The organism is Kitasatospora sp. GP30, from assembly GCF_029892145.1.
GTDB classification, from domain to species: Bacteria; Actinomycetota; Actinomycetes; order Streptomycetales; family Streptomycetaceae; genus Kitasatospora; species Kitasatospora acidiphila.
This window is the reverse complement of record NZ_JARZAH010000001.1, coordinates 1-21,766: the sequence shown is the minus strand read 5'-3', so window position 1 is coordinate 21,766 and position 21,766 is coordinate 1. Positions and strand designations below refer to the sequence as shown.

The 21,766-nt window shown below is 71.1% G+C and carries 21 protein-coding genes and 1 pseudogene; 12 read left to right on the top strand and 10 right to left on the bottom strand.

Translation table 11 applies throughout. The features are described from left to right. Positions 1 to 27: 27 nt before the first annotated feature. The 5 genes from P3T35_RS00110 to P3T35_RS00090 all read right to left on the bottom strand — a co-directional run bounded on the left by P3T35_RS00110 (position 28) and on the right by P3T35_RS00090 (position 5,569). Positions 28 to 993: a LuxR family transcriptional regulator gene (locus P3T35_RS00110; RefSeq protein WP_143676827.1), complete on the bottom strand. Its 966-nt coding sequence runs from the start codon at positions 991 to 993 to the stop codon at positions 28 to 30. A gap of 2 nt (positions 994 to 995) precedes the next feature. Next, positions 996 to 2,069, bottom strand: coding sequence for a LuxR C-terminal-related transcriptional regulator (locus tag P3T35_RS00105; protein ID WP_107503385.1), 1,074 nt, complete (start codon positions 2,067 to 2,069; stop codon positions 996 to 998). Between the two features lie 608 nt (positions 2,070 to 2,677). Next, positions 2,678 to 3,010, bottom strand: coding sequence for a hypothetical protein (locus P3T35_RS00100; protein WP_101380781.1), 333 nt, complete (start codon positions 3,008 to 3,010; stop codon positions 2,678 to 2,680). A 209-nt stretch (positions 3,011 to 3,219) separates the two neighbouring features. After that, entirely contained in the window at positions 3,220 to 4,239 is a 1,020-nt protein-coding gene (locus tag P3T35_RS00095; protein WP_101380780.1) for a LuxR C-terminal-related transcriptional regulator, read from the bottom strand. Between the two features lie 217 nt (positions 4,240 to 4,456). Further along, positions 4,457 to 5,569, bottom strand: coding sequence for a TDT family transporter (locus P3T35_RS00090; RefSeq protein ID WP_101380779.1), 1,113 nt, complete (start codon positions 5,567 to 5,569; stop codon positions 4,457 to 4,459). A gap of 70 nt (positions 5,570 to 5,639) precedes the next feature. Here P3T35_RS00090 and P3T35_RS00085 point away from each other — a divergent pair, with 70 nt between their 5' ends. The 10 genes and pseudogenes from P3T35_RS00085 to P3T35_RS00040 all read left to right on the top strand — a co-directional run bounded on the left by P3T35_RS00085 (position 5,640) and on the right by P3T35_RS00040 (position 16,994). Then, a complete protein-coding gene (locus P3T35_RS00085) occupies positions 5,640 to 6,545 on the top strand; it encodes a LysR family transcriptional regulator (protein WP_101380778.1) in 906 nt (301 codons plus the stop codon). Between the two features lie 95 nt (positions 6,546 to 6,640). Next, positions 6,641 to 9,235 carry an ATP-dependent chaperone ClpB gene (clpB, locus tag P3T35_RS00080; protein ID WP_101385060.1) on the top strand — a complete coding sequence of 865 codons (2,595 nt, stop codon included), beginning with the start codon at positions 6,641 to 6,643 and terminating at the stop codon, positions 9,233 to 9,235. A gap of 218 nt (positions 9,236 to 9,453) precedes the next feature. Next, complete coding sequence (locus P3T35_RS00075) at positions 9,454 to 10,014, top strand: YbjN domain-containing protein (protein ID WP_101380777.1); 561 nt, start codon at positions 9,454 to 9,456, stop codon at positions 10,012 to 10,014. Between the two features lie 85 nt (positions 10,015 to 10,099). Next, a complete protein-coding gene (locus tag P3T35_RS00070; RefSeq protein WP_101380776.1) occupies positions 10,100 to 10,450 on the top strand; it encodes a cupin in 351 nt (116 codons plus the stop codon). 2 nt (positions 10,451 to 10,452) lie between these two features. Next, positions 10,453 to 10,632 (top strand): annotated as a pseudogene (locus P3T35_RS00065) (aminotransferase class I/II-fold pyridoxal phosphate-dependent enzyme); the annotation flags it as partial. A gap of 238 nt (positions 10,633 to 10,870) precedes the next feature. Beyond that, on the top strand, positions 10,871 to 12,082 hold the full coding sequence (locus tag P3T35_RS00060; protein WP_101380775.1) for an alpha/beta hydrolase: 1,212 nt from the start codon (positions 10,871 to 10,873) through the stop codon (positions 12,080 to 12,082). Beyond that, positions 12,079 to 12,723 (top strand): hypothetical protein, encoded by a 645-nt coding sequence (locus P3T35_RS00055; RefSeq protein ID WP_101380774.1) that lies wholly within the window; start codon positions 12,079 to 12,081, stop codon positions 12,721 to 12,723. Before P3T35_RS00060 ends, P3T35_RS00055 begins: the two co-directional genes overlap by 4 nt. A gap of 165 nt (positions 12,724 to 12,888) precedes the next feature. Then, positions 12,889 to 14,055, top strand: coding sequence for a pyridoxal phosphate-dependent aminotransferase (locus P3T35_RS00050; RefSeq protein ID WP_101380773.1), 1,167 nt, complete (start codon positions 12,889 to 12,891; stop codon positions 14,053 to 14,055). Between the two features lie 309 nt (positions 14,056 to 14,364). Beyond that, complete coding sequence (locus tag P3T35_RS00045) at positions 14,365 to 15,540, top strand: Fic/DOC family N-terminal domain-containing protein (RefSeq protein ID WP_101380772.1); 1,176 nt, start codon at positions 14,365 to 14,367, stop codon at positions 15,538 to 15,540. Positions 15,541 to 15,830: 290 nt separating this feature from the next. Further along, positions 15,831 to 16,994 carry a hypothetical protein gene (locus P3T35_RS00040; protein ID WP_101380771.1) on the top strand — a complete coding sequence of 388 codons (1,164 nt, stop codon included), beginning with the start codon at positions 15,831 to 15,833 and terminating at the stop codon, positions 16,992 to 16,994. A 116-nt stretch (positions 16,995 to 17,110) separates the two neighbouring features. Here P3T35_RS00040 and tgmC read toward each other — a convergent pair whose 3' ends face one another. The 5 genes from tgmC to P3T35_RS00015 form a co-directional block, all read right to left on the bottom strand. Next, positions 17,111 to 18,253, bottom strand: a complete 1,143-nt coding sequence (gene tgmC, locus P3T35_RS00035) for an ATP-grasp peptide maturase system methyltransferase (RefSeq protein WP_101380770.1) — start codon at positions 18,251 to 18,253, stop codon at positions 17,111 to 17,113. Further along, the gene (gene tgmB / locus P3T35_RS00030; protein ID WP_101380769.1) at positions 18,250 to 19,218 is read right to left on the bottom strand and encodes an ATP-grasp ribosomal peptide maturase; all 969 of its coding nucleotides are present in this window, start codon (positions 19,216 to 19,218) and stop codon (positions 18,250 to 18,252) included. The genes tgmC and tgmB overlap by 4 nt, the downstream gene beginning before the upstream one ends. 4 nt (positions 19,219 to 19,222) lie before the next feature. After that, positions 19,223 to 19,498 (bottom strand): putative ATP-grasp-modified RiPP, encoded by a 276-nt coding sequence (gene tgmA, locus P3T35_RS00025; protein WP_101380768.1) that lies wholly within the window; start codon positions 19,496 to 19,498, stop codon positions 19,223 to 19,225. Between the two features lie 54 nt (positions 19,499 to 19,552). Continuing rightward, positions 19,553 to 19,978, bottom strand: coding sequence for an ATP-binding protein (locus tag P3T35_RS00020; protein WP_101380767.1), 426 nt, complete (start codon positions 19,976 to 19,978; stop codon positions 19,553 to 19,555). A 283-nt stretch (positions 19,979 to 20,261) separates the two neighbouring features. Continuing rightward, positions 20,262 to 20,468 carry a hypothetical protein gene (locus tag P3T35_RS00015; protein ID WP_101380766.1) on the bottom strand — a complete coding sequence of 69 codons (207 nt, stop codon included), beginning with the start codon at positions 20,466 to 20,468 and terminating at the stop codon, positions 20,262 to 20,264. Between the two features lie 325 nt (positions 20,469 to 20,793). Here P3T35_RS00015 and P3T35_RS00010 point away from each other — a divergent pair, with 325 nt between their 5' ends. Both P3T35_RS00010 and P3T35_RS00005 read left to right on the top strand, forming a co-directional pair. After that, the gene (locus tag P3T35_RS00010; protein WP_101380765.1) at positions 20,794 to 21,630 is read left to right on the top strand and encodes a helix-turn-helix transcriptional regulator; all 837 of its coding nucleotides are present in this window, start codon (positions 20,794 to 20,796) and stop codon (positions 21,628 to 21,630) included. Continuing rightward, positions 21,623 to 21,766: DUF397 domain-containing protein (locus tag P3T35_RS00005; RefSeq protein WP_280704079.1), on the top strand; the 144-nt coding region annotated here is incomplete at its 3' end. The genes P3T35_RS00010 and P3T35_RS00005, both read left to right, overlap by 8 nt.

The window sequence follows — 21,766 nt, the reverse complement described above, 5'->3', positions numbered from 1 at the left end:
CAGAGGTGGGCAGCCCAGCTCGGCGGATCACGAGTCGGGCTGCTCGCCCCGGATCTGCCAACCCAGTTGGAAGAGCGTCTCGGCGTCGTACTCCTCGCGCAGCCGGGCGATCTGGGTCGCCACCGTCCGCTCGCTCAACCTCAGCCGCTTGGCGATCGCCCGCTGCGTCAGCCCTTGGGCGAGCAGTGGAACCAACGGGTCCGTCTCCCTCGGCGCGTCCCACCGCACCCGCTCCGCCCGTGCCCAGTCCCGCTCGAACTGGTCCACCACCAGGTCCACCAGCACCGGATCCTCGATGAACGACGCGTGGAAGGTGCCGGGGGAGCCGACCACCGCCACCCTGCGGTCGAAGATCATCGTCTGCAGGAACGGCTCATCCAGCACCCGGAAGCGAACGCCCAGACGACTGGCGTAGGCCGCGTACTCCACGACTGCGGGCACCTGCCGCGCCGCGGACTGGTACAGCACCCGGAACGCCACCCCTCGACCCACCAGGCCCCTGGCCGTCTCCTTCGCCTGGTCGGCCGCCACCTGGTGCCGAGGTCCCGGCCCAGCGACCAGGATCTCCCACCTGCTCTCGGCGGCCGCCTGCTCCACGCGTTGCTGGATCTGGGTGAGGTCGTGCAGTTGCTGGATCACGCTGTTGCCGGCTGCCGGACGCGGCATGCCCTCGTACGCCGCCGCCAGATCCGTCAGCGCTCCGGGCTGCGCGTCGGCTTGGACCAGCAAGTCCATTCCGGCAGAGCGCAGTTGAGCACTGATCCGCGCGGCCGCCGCACGAGGGTCGACCACCGTCCAGAGCTCGTACCCCTGCTGCTGCACCACCAGCCCGGCTGCCCGCAGCTGCTCCAGGGCCACCGCGTCCCCGGCCGGCACCTCGGCCGGGTGGAACAGCCCACCCCCCGCCAGCAGTTCCCGGTACAGCGCCTTCGCCGCGGCGTCCGGCACCTGCGGTGGCGCGGTTCTCCCGCCGTCCGGGCCGTCCCCCGTCACCCCTACTCCCCTCGCCCGTCTCCGTTCGCGGCGCGCATCAGCCAGCCCAGCTGGAACAGCGTCTCGGCGTCGTAGAGTTCGCGCAACCGGGAGATGTGGCCGGCGACGGTGCGGTCGCTGAGGCCGAGCCGGGACGCGATCATGCGCTGGGTGAGGCCCTGGGCGAGCAGGCGGCCGACCTGGAGGTGGACCGGCTGGCCGACCGGCTCGGGGGCGGTGGCGGCGCTCCACTGGACGGGTTCGGCGCGGGCCCAGTCGCGTTCGAACATGCCGCTCAGGAAGGCGACCACCGCCGGGTCCTCGACGAAGGCCGCGCTGGCGTAGTCGGGGCCGGACGGGATCGCCACGGTGGACCGATCGAAGATCATCATCCGCTTGAAGGACTCGCCCAACACCCTGAAGCGCACGCCGAGTTCGGTGGCGTCCAGCACGAAGGCGGCGGTCGGGGCGTGGGCCCGGGCGCCCGGTTCGTAGAGGGTGCGGATGCTGCCGCCGCGCTCCAGCAGCGAGCTGCAGGCGGCGACCGCGTTGTCCAGCAGCTGCGGGCTCAGCGCACCGCCGGGCTGGGCGGAGAGCAGCTCGCCGGTGGCGCCGTCGCGCAGCCGGTCGATCCGGGCCCGGACCTCCGCGTGCCCGTGGACGTGCTGCACCTCGCCGGAGCGGTCGACCTTGCGCGGGGTCCGGTCGTAGGCCCGGGTGAGGTCCTCCAGCAGTGCGGGCATCTCCTGGGCCTGGACCAGCAGCCGGGTGCCGGCCGAGCGCAGCTCCTCGCTGAGCCGGCCGCCCACCGACCGCGGGTTGACCACGGTGTAGGCGCCCGCCACCGGGTCGGCCTTGAGCAGGCCGAGCTCCAGCAGTTCGGCGACCACCGGCCGGTCGGGCTCGGGCACGGTGGCCATCGGCAGCTGACCGCCGTCGCCGAGGACCGCCAGATAGAGCGTCCGGGCGGCGTAGCCGGGGAGCGGGAGCCCTCCCACCAGGTTGTCGAGTGCGCCGGCTTCGCCCGGGGACGGCTCGGCCGGCTGCGGACGGGCGGCGGCTGACGGACTGTCGGGCACCTCGGACTTGTCAGGCATGTCGGCCATCCGTTCCCCCTGCGCGCCGGACTGGCAGCGGTCGAACGACCGCCTCGGGCGCATCATCTCATCAGGAACGGGCACGGCACGCCGCGGGCGCCACCGGCAGCACGGAGGAGGGTCCGGTTGCCCGCCCCCCGAGCGGGCAACCGACGTCGACTCCGTGGGCGGATCCGGCCCGGAGTCAGGGACTCTCGGTCTCCTGTCTCCGGGCGGATCCACTTCACTGACGCCAAATCCGAGGTGCTTCCAGCGAGGCGGAGCAGCAACGCCTCGCTGGTACCGGGCGCGGTCGCCATCACCACAAATAGCGACCGCCCGGCGTCCCCCGGCCCCTCGCACAGATACCTCTGCCCCTGTGCGAGGACGGTGGACGAGTCACCACCAGCGGGTTGCGGTTACCCGGGCGGCTTGGCGTGTATCCCAAGCCTCACAAAGCGCGGACCTGGGAACAAGGGCGTTCCTCCTGCAGATTCCCGCAACTGCACAAACGTGCAGAATGACGCGGCGCTGTGGTCATCCGTGCACAGCTGAGCTGCGGGTATGAGAGAAGAACGTTCGGTCTCTGCCCCCGCTGACCGCAGGGCCAAAGCCGCTCAGTGGATCGCTCAGTGGATCGCCACCCGCCCGTCCGCCTGCCGCACCACATGGTCCAGCGCCTCGGCGGCCTTGACCCGGACGAACGGGGAGAGCCGGGTCGCGACCAGCGCCCGGTGCCCGAGCGAGTACTCGTCGGCCCAGACCTCGGAGCCGAGCTCCACCAGCCGGGCCAGCTCCGGGATGCCGTCCGAGACGGCGGCGAACACCCCGTCCTCGACCAGGTAGAGGATCACCCGGTCACCGGACTCGGCGAGCGAGACGGCCTCCTTGAGGAAGCTGTCCGCCTCCGGCTTGCCCCAGACCACCTGACTCTCCACCAGCACATGCGAACGCCCGACCATCGCGTACTCCTCCCCCGCGGACCCGTCCGGCGAGGGGCTGCGCTACCGTTCGGCGCCCCCGATTCCCCTTGCCGGACGGTTTCCTGACAGACGATCAGCTGAGCTGCCAGGGTGCCGCAGTGCCCGCGGCACGACAAGGCGCGGACCGGTGCAGGTTTCCGCAGCTGCGTGTTCCTGCAGCCGCCCGGCCGCACCGATCGGTTCGCGGGTCAGCAGTCGCCGGCGCCCCGCTCTCCCTGGCCGCGCATCAGCCAGCCCAGCTGGAACAGCGTCTCCGCCTCGTACTCCTGGCGCAGCCGGGCGATGTGCGCCGCCACGGTGCGCTCGCTCAGGCCGATCCGGCTGGCGATGGCGCGCCGGCTCAGGCCGCAGGCCAGCAGCCGGGCGACCCGGTCGGCCACCGCCCCGGCGTCCGGCATCGGGTGGGCCGAGCCCCAGGCCACCCGCTCGGCGCGCTGCCAGTCGCGCTCGAACATCTCGACCAGCACCTCGACCGCGGTGGGGTCGCAGACGAACGCGGCGCTGCCCATGTCGGCGGAGGCCGGGATCAGCGCGACCTTGCGGTCGAAGATCAGCATTCGCTGGAAGTCCTCGTCCAGCACCCGGATCCGGGCGCCGTACGGGGTGACGGCGGCCGCGTAGGAGCTGGTCGCCGGGTCGGTGCGGGCCACCGGCTGGTAGAGGGTGCGCATCACGCCGCCGCCGCGCAGGAACGGCACGTCCTGGGCCATCGCCCAGGCCAGATGGTCGGCGGGGCGGTCGCCGCCGGGCTGGGCGGTGAGGATCTCGCTCTCGGTGTCGGCCACCAGCTGGGCGATCCGGTGCCGGATGTTGTCCCGGTCGGTGACGGTGTCCACGACGCCGGGGCGCAGTCCGTAGCTGCGGGGAGCCGCCTCGTAGGCCTGGGTCAGCTCGTCGAGCAGGGCCGGCATCTCGTCGGCCTGGCGGAGCAGTTCGGCGGCCCGGGCGCGCAGGGCGCCGCCGGCCCGGCCGAGGAAGGCGCGCGGGCTGACCACCGAGTAGAAGGTGCCGCCGGGCAGGCCGCGGACCAGGCCGAGAGCCAGCAGCCGGTCCAGCGCCGCGGCGTCCCCGGGCCGGACCTCGTCGGACTTCACCCAGCCGCCGCCGGCGACCACAGCCAGGTAGAAGGCACGGGCCGCCGGGTCCAGCTTGAGATCCAGGGCGCCGGGCTCTTCGCGGTGCCCCACCGGATCGGCCGGCTCCGCCATCGCACTCCACCCCCGACTTGACTGTCCTCCGCCATCTTGCCAGTCGGCAGAGCAGGGCGCGAGAACCGGGTACCGTTCGGCCGTTCGGTCGGTCGCGCGATGCAGATCATCACACGCTCCGTCAGACGGGCTGCCGTCGAGGGGTGGTTCATTCCCGTCAGATGACCACCCGTCACACCGGCGAACGACATGCCGGCACCCGTCGTGCCGGCGCACGTCACACCGCCGCGCGCAGCAGCCGGCCGCCCAGCAGCGCGCTCGCCGTCCGCGCGCCGGCCACCGCCCAGGCCGCCAGCAGCAGCCCGTAGAGCGCCACCGCCAGCCAGCCGAAGCCCGCGAACCCGGTGTGCCGGGCCAGCGACGCCGTGCCGGTGACGCAGGTGCCGACCGGGAAGGTGAAGGCCCACCAGGTCATGCCGAACGGCATCCGGTCCCGCACCAGCGCCCGCAGGTTGGCGGCTCCTGCCAGCAGCAGCCAGAGCAGCGCGAAGCCGGTCATCGCCACCCCGTAGAGCACCGCGAAGCCGAACGCGGGGGCGGCCAGCGCGGGCGCCACCGTGCGGGCCGCGTCCGCCAGGTTGCCGACCGCGGTGCTGGACTGCCCGAGCGGGCCGAGCACCAGGAAGAGCGAGGGGGTGAGCAGCACGGCGGGCAGCTTGCTGTGCACCAGGCCGGCGAAGACCACCGGCAGCATCACCAGGACGGCCAGCAGGCTGGCGCCGAACATGCCGTAGCAGGCGTAGAACAGCCCAGGGCGCAGACCGGCCGGCAGGTGCGGCAGCAGCGCCGGGCCGAGCGCTGCGGCGACCATCGGGGCGACCACCGGCAGCAGCCAGGTGGGGTTGGCGGCAAGCGCGGAGAGCCGGTGCCGGGTGACCATCAGGTACGGGAGGCTGGCGGCGACCAGCACGGCGTAGAGCGTGCCGGTGCTCCACAGCAGCAGGTCCAGTGCGACCGCCGGGCCGGTGCCGATCACCGGCGCGCCGACCGTCAGGGTGCCGAAGCCGACGGCCAGCAGCGCCATCGGCGGGCAGCCGTAGAAGACCGCGGTGGCGGGGTTGTCCAGCAGCTGCTCGCGGGCCGCCGCCCGGTGCCTGGTCAGGTGCACCAGCCGGGCCGCGACCAGCACCGCCAGCATGGCCAGCGACAGCGCCCAGACCGCCTGTGCGAAGCCCAGCTGACCGGGCACGCGGTGGGGCAGCGCCACGGCGGCGTTGGCGGTGATCGCCGTGCCCATCACGGCCGCGTACCAGTTGGGCCCGAGCTGGGCGAGGTCGAGCGGGCCGCGGGCGGCGGCGGCGGTGGCGGGGCGGGCGAGCAGGGTGGTCATGACTCCACCCTCGGCTCGCCGAGCCCGCGCCGGTAGCCGCCATGGACCTATGGGGACATAACCTGGATCTATGGCTCTCTCCCCCCTGGTCCCCGAACTGGGCGCGCTGGAACTGCTGCTCGAAGTGGCCCGGCAGGGCAGTGTCGGGCGGGCGGCGGCGGCCCTGGGGATCAGCCAGCCGGCCGCCAGCTCGCGGATCAAGGGCATGGAGCGGCAGCTCGGGGTGCCGCTGCTGGAGCGCTCGCCGCGCGGCTCGCGGCCCACCCCGGCCGGGCGGCTGGTGGTGGAGTGGGCCCGGCAGGTCGTGGAGGCCGCCCAGGCGCTGGACGCCGGGATCGCCGCACTGCGCGAGGACCGGGACGCCCGGCTGCGGGTGGTGGCCTCGCTGACCGTCGCCGAGTACCTGATGCCGGGCTGGCTGCTGGCGCTGCGCGCGGTCCGCCCGGACACCGCGGTGACGCTGCGCACCGCCAACTCCCAGGCGGTGGCCGGGCAGGTGCTGGCCGGCGAGGCGGACCTGGGCTTCGTGGAGGGCACCCGGACCCCGCCGGGCCTGGCCGGGGTGGCGGTGGGGGCCGACCGGCTGGCCGTGGTGGTGGCGCCCGGGCACCCCTGGGCCAGGCGGCGCGCCCCGGTCACCCGGGCCGAGCTGGCCGGCACCCCGCTGGTGCTGCGCGAGCCGGGCTCGGGCACCCGCGAGGTGCTGGACCGGGCGCTCGGCTCGCCGGCCGAACCGCTGCTGGAGCTGGCCTCCACCACCGCGCTCAAGGCGGCGGCGCTGGCCGGCGCCGGGCCGGTCTGCCTGAGCGAGCTGGCGGTGGCGGACGAGCTGGCCACCCGGCGGCTGGTCGAGGTGCCGGTGGCCGACCTGGATCTGCGCCGGCCGTTGCGCGCGGTCTGGCCGGCCGGGCAGCGGCCGAGCGGCCCGGCCCGCGACCTGCTGGCGCTGACCAGCTCCAAGGCCGCGCATACTTGAGGCATCAAACCTGAGCGCGCTAGACTCAACTTGCCTTAGTACCCAATAAGCATCGTGTAGCCAGTAAGCACCTGGAGGAGCACCCCATCGTGGCCATGGACGCGAGCAAGTTCACCACCAAGACGCAGGACGCCCTGTCCGTCGCCATCCGGCAGGCCGGCAACGCCGGCAATCCGGACGTCAGGCCGGTGCACATCCTGCTCGCCCTGCTGGAGCAGCCCGAGGGCCTGGCCCGTCCGCTGCTGGAGGCGGTCGGCGCCGACGTTCCGCAGCTGATCGGCGCCGCCCGGCAGCAGTTCAAGGCGCTGCCCAGCGCCCAGGGATCCACCGTCTCCGCCCCGCAGCTGGGCCGCGACACCCTGGCCGTGCTGGAGGACGCCGGGCGCCGGGCCGAGAAGCTCGACGACGCCTACGTCTCCACCGAGCACCTGCTGGTCGGCCTGGCCGCCGAGGGCGGGCCGGTCGCCGAGCTGCTGACCCGCCAGGGCGCCACCCCGACCGCGCTGCTCGACAAGTTCACCGAGGTCCGCGGCTCAGGGCGGGTCACCTCGCCGGACCCGGAGGGCACCTACAAGGCGCTGGAGAAGTACGGCACCGACCTCACCCAGGCCGCCCGCGACGGCAAGCTCGACCCGGTGATCGGCCGCGACCAGGAGATCCGCCGGGTGGTCCAGGTGCTCTCCCGGCGCACCAAGAACAACCCGGTGCTGATCGGCGAGCCCGGCGTCGGCAAGACCGCCGTGGTCGAGGGCCTGGCCCAGCGGATCATCGCCGGCGACGTCCCCGAGTCGCTGCGCGGCAAGCGGCTGGTCGCGCTCGACCTGAGCGCGATGGTGGCCGGCGCCAAGTACCGCGGCGAGTTCGAGGAGCGGCTGAAGGCCGTCCTGAACGACATCAAGCAGAGCGACGGCCAGGTCATCACCTTCATCGACGAGCTGCACACCATGGTCGGCGCCGGTGCCGGCGGCGACTCCTCGATGGACGCCGGCAACATGCTGAAGCCGATGCTGGCCCGCGGCGAGCTGCGGATGGTCGGCGCCACCACGCTGGACGAGTACCGCGAGCGGATCGAGAAGGACCCGGCGCTGGAGCGCCGCTTCCAGCAGGTGCTGGTCGGCGAGCCCAGTGTCGAGGACACCATCGCGATCCTGCGCGGGCTCAAGGGCCGCTACGAGGCGCACCACAAGGTGCAGATCGCGGACGCCGCGCTGGTCGCCGCCGCCTCGCTGTCGGACCGCTACATCACCTCCCGGTTCCTGCCCGACAAGGCCATCGACCTGATCGACGAGGCCGCCTCCCGGCTCCGCATGGAGATCGACTCCTCGCCGGTGGAGATCGACGAACTCCAGCGCGCCGTCGACCGGTTGCGGATGGAGGAGCTGGCCCTGGAGAAGGAGTCCGACGCCGCCTCGGTCGAGCGGCTGGCCCGGCTGCGCCGCGATCTGGCCGACAGGCAGGAGCAGTTGAGCGCCCTGACGGCCCGCTGGGAACAGGAGAAGAAGAGCCTCAACCGGGTCGGCGAGCTCAAGGAGCGCCTCGACGGTCTGCACAGCGCCCTCGAACGCGCCCAGCGGGACGGTGACTTCGAGCAGGCCTCCAAGCTGATGTACGCGGAGATCCCGGCCGCCGAGCAGCAGTTGGCGGATGCCCAGGAGAAGGCGCAGGACGAGGATGCCACCGCCTCGATGGTCAAGGAGGAGGTCGGCCCGGACGACGTGGCCGACGTGGTGGCCTCCTGGACCGGCATCCCGGCCGGCCGGCTGCTGGAGGGCGAGAGCGCCAAGCTGCTGCGCATGGAGGAGGAGCTCGGCCGCCGGCTGATCGGCCAGCAGACCGCCGTGCAGGCCGTCTCGGACGCGGTGCGGCGCACCCGTTCCGGCATCGCCGACCCGGACCGCCCGACCGGCTCGTTCCTCTTCCTCGGCCCGACCGGCGTCGGCAAGACCGAACTGGCCAAGGCGCTGGCCGACTTCCTCTTCGACGACGAGCGCGCGATGGTCCGGATCGACATGAGCGAGTACGGCGAGAAGCACTCGGTCTCCCGCCTGGTCGGCGCCCCGCCCGGGTACGTGGGCTACGAGGAGGGCGGCCAGCTCACCGAGGCGGTCCGCCGCCGCCCGTACAGCGTGGTGCTGCTCGACGAGGTGGAGAAGGCCCACCCGGAGGTCTTCGACGTGCTGCTCCAGGTGCTCGACGACGGTCGGCTGACCGACGGGCAGGGGCGCACCGTGGACTTCCGCAACGCCATCCTGATCCTCACCTCCAACCTGGGCAGCCAGTACCTGGTCGACCCGACGGTGCCGGAGACCGCCAAGAAGGAGCTGGTGCTCGACGCGGTGCGCGGCAACTTCAAGCCGGAGTTCCTCAACCGGCTGGACGACATCGTGGTCTTCGACCCGCTGGGCTCCGCGGAGCTGAGCCGGATCGTCGACCTCCAGGTGGCCAAGCTCGCCCAGCGGCTGCGCGACCGCCGGCTCACCCTGGACGTCACCGGCGCGGCCCGCGACTGGCTGTCGCTCACCGGCTACGACCCGGCGTACGGCGCCCGGCCGCTGCGCCGCCTGGTGCAGTCCGCGATCGGCGACCAGCTGGCCCGGGCGATCCTGTCCGGCGACGTCCGCGACGGCGACACCGTGGTGGTCGAGCGGGACGAGGCGGGCGACCGGTTGACGGTGCGGGCCGGGCACTGAGCGGTGCCGGCCGGGCACTGGGCGGCCGCGCCGGGCACTGAGCGGCCGCGCCGGACCACCGTCGTCAACCCGGTGAACCGATCTTGCTGTGCCGACCTCGAACCGCGGCCCTGAGCGCCTGTGCCCGGGGCCCCGGATGAGGCAGGATGGGAAGCAGTTGGAAGGGCGGCCCCGAACACCACCAGCCACCCTCGTGCACTGTTGAAGGGACCTCCCCCGTGAGCATTGACCCGTCGTCGATCCCGTCCTTCGGCGTTCCTCAGCCGCCCGCGGGCGGTGGCGGCCGTCCGGCCGGTCCGCCGCCGATCGTGGTCCCGGACCAGAACCTGGTGACGCAGCTGCTGGACCAGATGCAGCTCAAGCACGTGGTGGACGAGGAGGGTGACCTCGTCGCGCCGTGGGACGGCTTCCGCGTCTACTACATGTTCCGCGGCGACCAGAAGGAGCTCTTCGCGGTCCGCGCCTTCTACGACCGGCCGTACACGCTGGAGCAGAAGGGCGAGATCCTCGACCTCATCGACGAGTGGAACCGCGAGACCCTCTGGCCCAAGGTCTACACCCACACCCACGAGGACGGCGTCGTCCGGCTGATCGGCGAGTGCCAGATGATCATCGGCACCGGCGTCAACATCGACTACTTCATCACCACCACCGCCAACTGGACCCAGGCGGCGGTCGGCTTCGAGCAGTGGATCGTGGAGCGCCTCGGCCTCCAGGAGGACATCGAGGAGATCGACGGCGAGGGTGGCCCCGACGGCGACGGCCCGGCCGAGGACTGACCTCCCGCCTGCCCGCACCTGTGATTCCTGGCCCGGCCCGCCCTCCCAGCGGGCCGGGCCAGGTCCTTCTCCGCTGGGACCGCCCGTGCAGTTCTTCACCTTCGACCGCGCCGAGCGGCTGATCGCCCGCTACGCCAGCACCGGCGCCCACGCCACCCGGGTCGCCACCGGCGGCGAGGACGGCGCGGTCCACCTGACCTGCCTGACCATCGAGCCCGGCGGCGCGATCGGCACCCACCCGGCCCCCTGCGACCAGCTCTTCCTGGTGATCGCCGGCGAGGGCTGGGTCAGCGGCCCCGACGGCGTCCCCCACCCCATCACCGCGGGCACCGGCGTCCTCTGGTCCGCCGGCGAGCAGCACACCTCGGGCAGCGACACCGGGCTCACGGCGCTGGCCCTGGAGGGCGCGGGGCTGACGGTGTACGAGCCGAGCTAGCCGTCGCCCAACTCGCCGTCGAGCACGACCTGTTGGTGATCACCGACGAGGTCTACGAACACCTGGTCTTCGCCGGCGCCCACCACCCCCTCGCCGCCCTCCCCGGCATGCGCGAGCGCACCGTCGCCATCTCCTCCGCCGGCAAGACCTTCTCCTTCACCGGCTGGAAGGTCGGCTGGGTCAAGCCCTGTTCGCCCGCCCTGTTCGCTGGTGAGCTGAGGGCGATTGCGGTGGCCCGGCCGAGATGCCAGGTCCGCCTGCGAGCGCTCCCACGCCTTGGCTGTCCATGCCCCGCTCGCGTTCATGCCAGCGCCCAGGTCCACCGATCGCAGCCAGAAACCGATGCCTATCCGAAAGTAATCATTTCTGGGGGAACGCGGGCTTCGGGCAACGCCCGCGGCAGAGCGCAGGGGGGAACACATGGCGGATCCCGGTCTGGGGTTCCAGGTCAATCCGGCTGAGCTGGACGGCTGCGGACAGAGCGCCGGCACCGACCCGAAGAGCGTCAAGGCCTGGTGGAACGGCCTGACCGACGAGCAGCAGCAGCGGATGATCCTCAACCACCCCGACCAGATCGGCAACCTCGACGGCATCCCCGCCGTCGCCCGCGACCAGGCCAACCGGATCAACCTGAAGAACCTGATCCAGGACCGCCAGACCCAACTCGCCAACCTCGGCCCCGAGCCGCCGAAGATGCTGAGCGTCGCCGAGACCAACGGCGGGCCGGTGGAGAACCCCGACTACACCGCGTGGAAGCAGAAGCACGACGCCCTGCAGGAGCAGCTCACCGGCTTCCAGACCATTCAGAGCCGGCTCGACGGCAAGTACCGGGACGGTGGCGGGCCGAACTCCAACCCGCCGCTGCTGTTGTTGGGGATCGGCGATCAGGGGCAGGGCCGCGCGATCCTGTCCTGGGGCGACCCGGACAAGGCCAAGAACGTCTCGTCGCTGGTGCCCGGGCTGAACAGCAACCTGGCCGGCGTCGGAGGGGGCGATGCCATGACGGCGAAGAACATCTACGATTCCGCAGTGGACAGTGCGGAAGTCAACCGCGACACGCCGAGCGTCGCGTCCGTGTTCTGGCTGGGGTACGACGCCCCGCAGTTGGACGGCCCCTCGGTGCTCATGGAGGACCGGGCGAACCAGGGCGGGCCCGCGTACGACAAGTTCCTCACCGGACTCCGGGCCACCCACGAGGGGGCGCCGGCACACATGACCGCGATCGGGCACAGCTACGGCTCCCTGGTGGTCGGGAAGGCGACCCAGCAGCCCGGTGGCCTGCCCGTCGACGACATCGTGCTGGTCGGCAGCCCGGGTGTCGGGGTGGACACGGCATCGCAGCTCGGGGTCGGTGCGGATCACGTGTACGTCGGCATGGCCAATAATGATCCCATGGAGGTGCCGCCGACCCTCGGGAAGGGGACTGGTGGGCCTGATTTCAATGGGTCGTGGTTCGGCGCGGACCCGGCAAGCCAAGGCTTCGGCGCGCAGCGCTTCTCGGTGGCCGACGGTTCACTGGGCGACTCCCATGACAACTACTTCGACGTCAAGAAGGGCGGCGACTCGCTCTCCAACGTCGGGAGGATCGTGAGCGGCCACGGGAACACGATCACCCGGGAGGGGCCGTCGTGAGGGCCGCGGTTTGGCGCAAGACCGTGCCAGGGGTACTGCTGGCACTCCTGGTCGGCTGGTACGTCTGGCCGGAGCCCGACAAACCCATCATGCCGGTCGAGCAGGCGCAGCACCGGATCGAGGCCGAGCTCGCCGACGTCGCGGGAGCCTTCCACCCAGGACTCCAGTGGGCCGAGGCCAGGTACGAAAGCGAACCCAACCTGACCGGATTCTGCGGAACATCCGGGTGCAAGAAGACAGGCCGGGCGGAGATGACCGCCAAACAGGCGGCCAAAGTCCGGATCAGCTCCACGCGGGATCACGAGCCGCTCGACATCGTCCAGGCACTCTGGGCCGCAAAGGGGTATCCGGTCCACCGTGAAGGCTGGGCCGTGGAGGTGAACAGCTCGGAGCTCAGCCTTTGGTTCGTCGTCGGTGTGAACGGTTGCGCCGAGTTGCGGGCCACCCTGAGCGATGTCAAAGACACCAGCGACAACAACATGGAGGGCGGGTTCGGCCAGGGCCCGCTTGACTACGCCGCCTCGTGCGCATCGGTCGACGACCCGTACTGGTCGCATGACGCCGCCAATCCCGCCCGGCCCGAGGAAGTCGGGCCGAGCGGGATTGGCAGTCTCCCTCCCCCCTCCCCCCGGGTGAGCTAGGAGTCGGCGCTCCGTGGGCCCGACCGGCGGGCAATACGCGCGGCTGTCTCCGATGCCGCCGACTCCACGCAGCGGCGGAACAGCCCGGTCGGCGGGTGCGCATGCTTGTCCATCGCCCGCCGGCCATCAGAGGATTGCCCTGACGACGAGCTGCGAGGAGCCACAATGGGTGCGAGGCCGCTGTTGAACCGCCGGTTGGCGGGTATGGGGACGACGATCTTCGCCGAGATGTCGGCGCTCGCTACAGCCACCGGCTCGATCAACCTCGGGCAGGGCTTCCCGGACACCGACGGGCCCGAGGAGGTCCGGGAAGCCGCCGTCCGGGCACTGCGCGAGGGCCGCGGCAACCAGTACCCGCCCGGCCCCGGCATCCCCGAGCTGCGGGCCGCGATCGCCGAGCACCAGCAGCGGTTCTACGGGCTGACCTACGACCCCGACACCGAGGTACTGGTCACCGCCGGCGCCACCGAGGCCATCGCCGCCTCGCTCCTCGCCCTGCTCGAACCCGGCGACGAGGTGATCGCCTTCGAGCCGTTCTACGACTCCTACGCCGCCTGCATCGCCATGGCCGGCGCCACCCGGGTCCCACTGACGCTGCGCCAACCCGAGTTCCGCCCCGACCTGGACGAGCTGCGCTCGCTCATCACCCCGCGCACCCGGCTGCTGCTGATCAACACCCCCCACAACCCCACCGGCCTCGTCCTCAACGACGACGAGCTCGCCGCGATCGCCCAACTCGCCATCGAGCACGACCTCCTGGTGATCACCGACGAGGTCTACGAGCACCTCGTCTTCACCGGCACCCACCACCCCCTCGCCGCCCTCCCCGGCATGCGCGAGCGCACCGTCAGCATCTCCTCCGCCGGCAAGACCTTCTCCTTCACCGGCTGGAAGGTCGGCTGGGTGACCGCCACCCCCGAGCTGGTCGCGACGGTCCGCACCGCCAAGCAGTACCTCACCTACGTCAGCGCCGGCCCGTTCCAGTACGCCGTCGCCGACGCCCTGCGCCTGCCCGACGACTACTTCGCCGACTTCCGCGCCGACCTGCTCCGCAAGCGCGACCTGCTCGCCGACGGTCTCTCGGCGGCCGGGTTCGGGGTCCACCAGCCCGAGGGCACCTACTTCATCACCACCGACATCACCCCGCTCGGCGAGAAGGACGGCATCGAGTTCTGCCGCACCCTCCCGGAGCGCTGCGGCGTGGTCGCCATCCCCAACGTGGTCTTCTACGACAACACGGAGGTCGGCCGCTCGCTGGTGCGGTTCACCTTCTGCAAGAAGGACGAAGTCCTCCAGGAAGCCGTCAGCCGTCTGCAACGCCTGGGAGCCTGAGCCGGTACCGCCAGAACCCGGTGGGTGCGGCGACGGCCGTGGGTCGCAAACCACACGGCGGCACACTGTTCTCCCCGGCAGCTGGGCGCAACAGCTGATCAGGGCCGTATCGACGCGCGGGCCCGCCACGCACGGCTGGGCCCCTTCGCTCAGACTTTAGTTTGCAACCCTGGTTTTCAAGTCCGCCTGCATGCCCGATCGGATCTGACTAGCCGCTCAGACAAGGGTTCGAAGGCAGGTCCAGCGCGCTCAAGGCGACTTGAAAACCCGGGCGACCTTTTCAAGTTTTTGCCGATACAGTTTAATTTCGTGGACATCTCTCGCCTCGCGGAGTCACCCGTCGGCTCGCTCATCCCGATCAGCGGATTCGACCCGCGCAACCAACGCGCGTACAACACCCACGCCTTCCTGCCCGCACCGCCACCGAAAGAGGTCGTGCTGAGCGCACGGACCTACATGGCTGTCACGCGGGCCACGAGCATGGTCGCTCGCGCCGACCAGGCAGTCACCCAGCTCCCAAATCCGGATCTGCTGGCCCGGCTTGCGATCCGGCGGGAAGCTCTCAGCACCTCCGCGATCGAGGGCACCTACGCAGCGATGGAGGACGTCCTCAAGGCCGACTTCGAGGACGCCTCCACCATCAGCCCCGAGGTGGCCGAGATCCAGAACTACGTCACCGCCGCAGAGACCGCGACCGAGTGGATCAAGGACCGACCGATCACGGTCGCCCTACTAGAACACCTGCAGGGCATCCTCGTACGCGGAACCTCCAGCGACACCGTTCAAGCCGACCGTGTTCGCGATACCGATGTCTTCATCGGCCTCAAGACTGCCGACGTCGAGAAGGCCCGCTTCGTTCCCTGCCCACATGGCCACTACCTACGGGACGGCCTGCTCGAATGGGAGGGCTGGATCAACAGGGCCAGCGAGGACATGCCCCTGCTGGTGCGCATGGCGATCGGCCACTACCAGTTCGAGACCCTGCACCCGTTCAACGACGGGAACGGCCGCCTGGGCCGCCTGGTGGCGATGCTCCAGCTGATGTCCGCCGGAGAGCTTGCACTGCACGTCATCGCCCTGTCCCCATGGCTGGAGGCACGGCGCCGCGAATACCAGGACCATCTGTTCGAGGTGAGTGCCACTGGCGACTTCGAGCCGTGGGTCCAGTTCTTCTGCGATGCGGTGACCGCGCAGGCCAGGGAGGCCGTCGAGCGCATCGGGACGCTCGTCGGCCTGAAGAAGAAGATGCTCGACATGCTGCACCGTGCAGGCTCCAAGGGCGTCACCCAACGGATCGTCGATGACCTGATCGGCTACCCCATGCTCACGATCACCTGGGCAGCCGAGCGCCACGGCGTCACCTACCCGGCTGCGAGCAATGCGGTGAACAAACTCGTCAGCCTCGGCCTACTGCGCCAGTTCTCAGAGGGGAAGTACGGCCGGATCTTCGTCAATGACGACACGATGCGAGTCCTGATCGGCTGACCTGCGAAGCGAATCAGGAGCGCAGCGCCCGCCGGTCGGCTGACCGAGGATCGACGATGGGGAGCAGGCGTACCGGGATGCAGGAACCCGAGGCGATGCCGCCACGAACTGCGGCAGCTCTGACGCTTGCACCTTTGCGCAAGCTGGGAGGGGGCGGAACTCGCCAGGGCAGGGCGGTGAACAGTCGGTCGGAACCGGACTTCGATCTTGCTACTCAGCGCAGGCTTCCAGGATGGTGACGGCGTTGCTCCGCTCCGGGAGCGCCTCCCCCATTGCACTGGAGCCTTCGCATGCCCATGCGCAAGACGACCCGCCGCCGAGTCGGCCTGCTGGCCGCCTTCACCGCCTTGTCGGCTGCCGTGGTGACCGCACCCGCCGCTTTCGCCGACACCACGAACCCCTCGGCCGCGCCGGTGCCGTCGGTTCAGCTCAAGCCGTTCGCCTCGGCGCCCGCCGGTGCCAAGGGCCTCGACGACATCACCCTGCTCGGCGATCTGCTCTTCGCCACCTACCAGAACGACGCGGGCCCCGACGGCTCGCCCGCGGGCAGCAGGAGCACGGTCGTGGCCTTCGACCGCAAGACGGGCGCGGTCAAGCAGACCTACACCATCCCGGGCAAGGTCGACGGGCTCACCGCCGACACCAAGCACCACCGGGTGCTGGCCTCGGCGAACGAGGACCTCAACTCCAGCCTGTACGTGATCACGCCGGACCGGGACCACGACGGCCACGGCACCATCACGCACTACACCTACAGCCCGAGCCCGGCCGAGACCGGCACCGACGGCACCAACGGCGGCACCGACGCGATCTCGATCGGCTCCAACGGGACGGTCTACGTCGCCCACTCCAACCCGGACACCTCGCTGCCCGGCGCCGACAACACCGCTGCGGTCTACACCCTCAAGCTGAGCGGTTCGACGGCCCGGCTGACGCCGCTGTTCGGCGTGAACGACACCGTCCCGGTGATCAACCCGGCTGCCGGGCAGCCGACTTCGGCGCCGCTCGGCCTCACCGACCCGGACTCCAACCGGTTCCTGCGGGGCAAGGACGGCGGCACTCTGGTCCAGGACGCCCAGGCGGACAGCAAGCTGGTGTTCGTCACCGACCTCGACGCCAAGAAGCCGACCGTCAAGCAGCTGAACCTCACCAACGCGGTGACCCCCTCCCAGGGCGCGGCCACCCCGCAGCTCGACGACGTCGAGCGGGTGGACGGTCCGGGGACCCTCTTCGTCGCGGACGGCGGCACCGGCACCATCTACCGGGCGGACACCGGGGACGTCCCCGCCGGGACGCTGTTCGCCTCGCAGCCCGCGCCGAAGGCGGGCGACCTGCCGAACGACCCGGCGCTCGCGGTGGTGAACACCCGCACCGGTGTGGTGACCCACGTCTCGGCCGGCGTCACGCTGGTCAACCCCAAGGGCCTGCTGTTCGTCCCGGGGGACAAGGACTGAGCCCAGCAGCGGCCGTGGGCCCTCGTCGGCACGACGCCGACGGGGGCCCTGTCACTGACGACGGGGGCCCTGTCTTTGACCGCCCCGCCGAGTGACGGGGAGCCGGCCGGCGACGGCTAGACCGGGAGGTTCCAGCCGGGTCCGTCCTCGGTGCCGATCCACACCCGCTGTCCGTGGTCGGTGATCGTGATGCCGAACTGCTCCTGGTGCGGGGCGCCGGCGTGCTGCCAGTCATGGATCGCGCTCTCGACCTGGTCCCACAGGCGGAGTGGGCCGCGCTGGGTGACGGTCCACCCGCCGTCGCCGTCCGGAGCCGTGCGGGCCTGGGAACCGGTCGCGTGGTCCGCGAGGATCTGCTGGCTCCCTGCGCCGATGCGTTCGGCAGACGGCGCGGCGAGCTGGGCGACCCAACTGCCGGTCCAGCTGCTGAGGACGGCCGGATCGAGGCAGGTCGAGGTCTCGTCGCCGGGCAGCAGCGCCGGGTTCTGGCGGGGCGGCCGGTCGTGCGGGCGGGCGATCATGAAGCTGGTGTGGCCGGGCAGGAACCGGCCCGTCGCCTCGCCCGGCCTGGTGACGGTCAGCAGGGCGAGGCCGTAGGCGAACATCCACCCGGAGAACGTGACCAGGATCTTCCCGCCCGGCCGGACCTGGTGGAGCCACGCGTAGGGCAGGGTGCGGACGGCGCAGGTCGCGATCAGCCGGTCGTACGGCGCCTCGGGTCGGTGGCCGGCCAGCCCGTCGCCGACGACCAGGTGCGGCGCGAACCCGGCCGCCTTCAAGGAGGTGGCAGCCCGGGCGGCCACCCCCGGGTCGACCTCGATGCTGGTGATGTTCTCGGCGCCCAGGCGGTGCGCGCCGAGTGCGGTCGAGTAGCCGGTGCCGGTCCCGATCTCCAGGATCCGGTGGCCGGGCTGGACGTCGAGCTGGTGCCACATCTGCACGACGAGTGACGGCAGAGTGGAGGATGACGACGGGGAGCCGGTAGCCGGGCCGTCCGTGTCACCTGGCCGTAGCCGTCCGTCGAGTTGGGTGATGAGGGTCTGGTTGCCGTAGACCGTTTGCAGCCGGCGGTCACCGCCTTCGGTGACGGGCTCGTAGGCGGTCGGGAACGAGCCGGCGATCTCGCGGAAGTACTCGCTGACGAAGACCTCACGGGGGACCGCCTCGACGGCGGCGCGCCAGGCCGGGTCGGTGAGGTAGCCGTCGGCGGCCAACTGCTGGGCCAGGGCGGCACGCAGTCCGGCGGACGTGGGAGTCATGCGGCAGGGCCTTTCTCTAGCTGGTCGGCGATCGCAGTGGCGATGGCATCGGTCGTCGGTGGCGGGAAGAACGCCCACTGCCCATTGCTGTTGCACTCGAAGAACCACCACCGGCCGGTCTGGTCGACCGCGAAGTCGAAGGCACCGTAGACGAGTTGGAACCGCTCCAGATAGCGGGCCACGGAGCGGCGCACGGGGGGCGGGACGTCGATCGGGGTGTACGCGAGCAGGTGCTGGCGGCGGCGCCAGTCCAGGTCGGGGCTGTCGATCCGTACGGCGAACAGCTCGGCTCCCACGGCGGTGAGCCGCACGTCGAAGTCCTTGTCCACCCGGGCTTGGAACAGGTGCGGGCAGGCCGAGACCGCGTCGGTGATCTCGCCCGGCGCGACCGGCGCGACCCATGCCTGCGCAGCGCCGCTGTCCTTGGCGTAGGGGGAGTTCCACAGCGGCTTGTAGACGGCTCCGCCGCGCTGATCGGCGCAGAAGCGACGGGCCTGCGCGGGGTCGCTGGTGACGATCGTGTCCGGGACGGCGAACCCGGTGGCGAGCGCGGCGTCGAGTTGGGCGGGCTTGTGCTCGGCGTCCCGGATCCGCCAGGGGTGGTTCACGTAGTGGGCGCCGGGCAGGGCACCGAGGATGCCGCCGACGCCCCACTGCGCCTGGGAGCGGGCGAACGCCGCATCCTGTCCCTCCATGCCGTCCGGGGCCTGCCAGTTCGATGGACGCCGGTACCAGACCGATCGGACCCGGTCGAGGTCAAGGGTTCGGCTGGCGGTGGTGAGGGTGCCGCGCCGTCCGCCGCTGGTGTAGCAGGCGGTCAGCGCGGCACCCTGGTGGAGATCGGCGCTGGGGTCGGTACGGACGAGCGGGACCCGGCGGTCGGCCAGGATCCGTAGGACCAGGTCGGCCGTCGCGTCATAGGGGGAGGTCAGGACCAGCACGGCCCGCTGCCGCTCTCCGGTCATTGCGTCAGTCCTGGTCGTTGGCGGTGATGCTGTCCAGGTCGGTCGGCTGGGACTGGCCTCCGCTCTGCCCGTCGCCGCCACCGCCACCGGTGCTGGTCGGGGTGCTGGTATCGGTGCTGGTGCCGTGCTTGCCCATCTCCACGGTGCGGCCCTGCTGGTCGTGGAAGACGGCGACCTGGGTGCGCGGGTCGATGGCGGCGGTCAGCGCTGCCACCGGGTGCGTGTCGGCGTAGGGGCGCATGCGGGTGGTACCCCACGGAACGGGGACGGTGTTCGGCATCGTGGTTTCCTTCATCTGGTGGGTGACGGTGGCGAGATGAGTGGGTCCGGTGCTTCAGGCCGAAGCGACCTGCAGGTTGCACCAGGTTTCCTTGCCGAGGGCGCCGAGCGGCCGCACGCCCCAGGATTCGGCGAGTTGCTCGACGAGGAGCAGGCCGCGGCCGCCCTCGCGGGTGCAGCTGTCCTGGATGACCGGGAGGCTGAGGGCAGCGGCGTCCGCGACGCCGATGTGGAGGCGGTCGCCGGCCAGGCGCCAGGCGACGGCGGCGGTGTCGCCGCCGTGCAGCAGGGCGTTTCCCACCAGCTCCGAGAGGACCAGGCAGGCGTCGTCGGGGTCCAGGCCCAGGCTGGTGAGGTGATCGCGGAGGCGGTGGCGTGCCGCTCGCAGGGTGGCGCCGACGACGAGCGCGAGGAGGGGGTCGTCGGCGGCGGTGACGGACGGCTCGTCAACAGTCGGAGTGGGCACGGGAATGAGACGCATGAGGCCTCCTGTACTGGTGGACCGGCCCCCCTGTGGTGGATAGCCCGCCCCGGTCGGACGCCGTGCACGGGGCGGCGACCGGGGCGGGCGGCCCGCGCGGCCTCTTCCCCAAGCTCGGCCGTGCGGGAGTCTGCGGCGGTGGTGGCCCCGCCCGCAGGCGGGGCCCCCGGTGTCCGCTTCGGCCAACGCCCATGGCCGATGGCGGAGTTGACCCCCTCGTGCCACCGGAGAGGGGCCGAACCCGCAGAAACGCCTTGCTCTGCGGGGGTCTGTGGAGCGCCGGCTAGGCGGCGCGGGCGACCCTGCTCTCCCCGTGGGACGTCACGATCCCGGTGTGCACCTGCTTCATCAGGCGGAGCATGGCGTCCACCTCGTGCTCGGCGACACCGGTGCGTTCGGCCACCTGGCGGTCCAGGCTGCACCCGAGGGAGCGCAGCTCGGCGAGGGCGGCGGCCTGGTAGGCCGACGGGGAGGAGGGAGCGGTGCTCACGGCGATATCCCTTCGGTTCACGGCGGTTGGGGCGGACCGTCCTCAGGGACGACAAGGGCCCGATCGGTCTGGTCCGGAAAACGCGGGTAAACGAACAAAGTCATTCGGCTAGTTGACGTGCGGTTGCCTCAATCCATCCCGAATCGAGCAAAGTTGCGCTACGCGTGCGGAATGGCTGGCGATCTGACGCGTGATCAGCGATCCTGCCGCTGGGCAGCACCGTTCCTCTTGGTAGCCGTACGACCACCGAGCGGGACAACCATCCCGGGCTGTCCGGTACTTGCGCAACTTTCGGAAACCCCCGGGTTAGATAGCGGGAGCCACCATGAACATCAAGAAGCTGGACCCCTCGGCGTCTTCCGTGGCCGCCTTCGGCAACCAACTGCGCAAGTCACGCATGGAGAAGGGCTGGACCCAGGTGCAGCTCGGCGAGCTGATGGGGTGCACCGGTGCGCACATCTCCGGGCTAGAAACGGGGGCGAAGTCACCGAGTCCCCAGTTCGCGAAAAGAGCGGATGAGCTGTTCGGCACCGGCCTGACCTTCCAGATCCTCTGCAGGGCGATCAAGGACCAGGTCTTCCTCGACGGGTTCACCGAGTTGTCGAACGAGGAGGTGCGGGCAGCGGAGATCCGCACGTATGAACTCAACGTCATTCCCGGCATGTTCCAGACACCGCAGTATGCGGCGGCCCTGGCCAGCGCCCATGTGAGGCGCGGGGCGGTCACAGCGGGCCAGGCACGCGAGCGCCTGGCGTTCCTGGAGAACCGCCAACGCCAGCTGATCAACGCCGCGACCGCGCCCCGGTTCTATGCCGTCATGGACGAGAGCTGTCTGCGCCGGATGGTCGGCGGACCGGAGGTGATGGACATCCAGTTCGACTACCTGGAGCAGCTTGCGACCCGCCCCAAGGTCACCATCCAGGCCGTCCCGTTCAGCATGGGTGAGCTCCAGCCCTTCAACCGGCCAGTGGTGCTCCTGACCATGCGCGACCGGAGCCTGCTGGGCTACAGCGAATCGGCCGCACGGGGCTATCTGGAACGGGATTTGGAGCTGCTGAGGGCCTGGGAAGTGGCCTACGATCAGCTGCAGGTGAATGCGCTCAGTCCAGCCCAGACCCTGGACCTGATCAAAACGGTGCGAAGGGAACTCCAGCATGACTGACCTCACTGCGACGGCTTGGGTCAAGTCGTCCTACAGCGACCACGGCGGCAACTGCGTCGAGGTCGCTCCCGGCCTCCCCGGCGTCACCCCGGTCCGCGACAGCAAGGACCCCGAAGGCCCCGCCCTCTACTTCCCC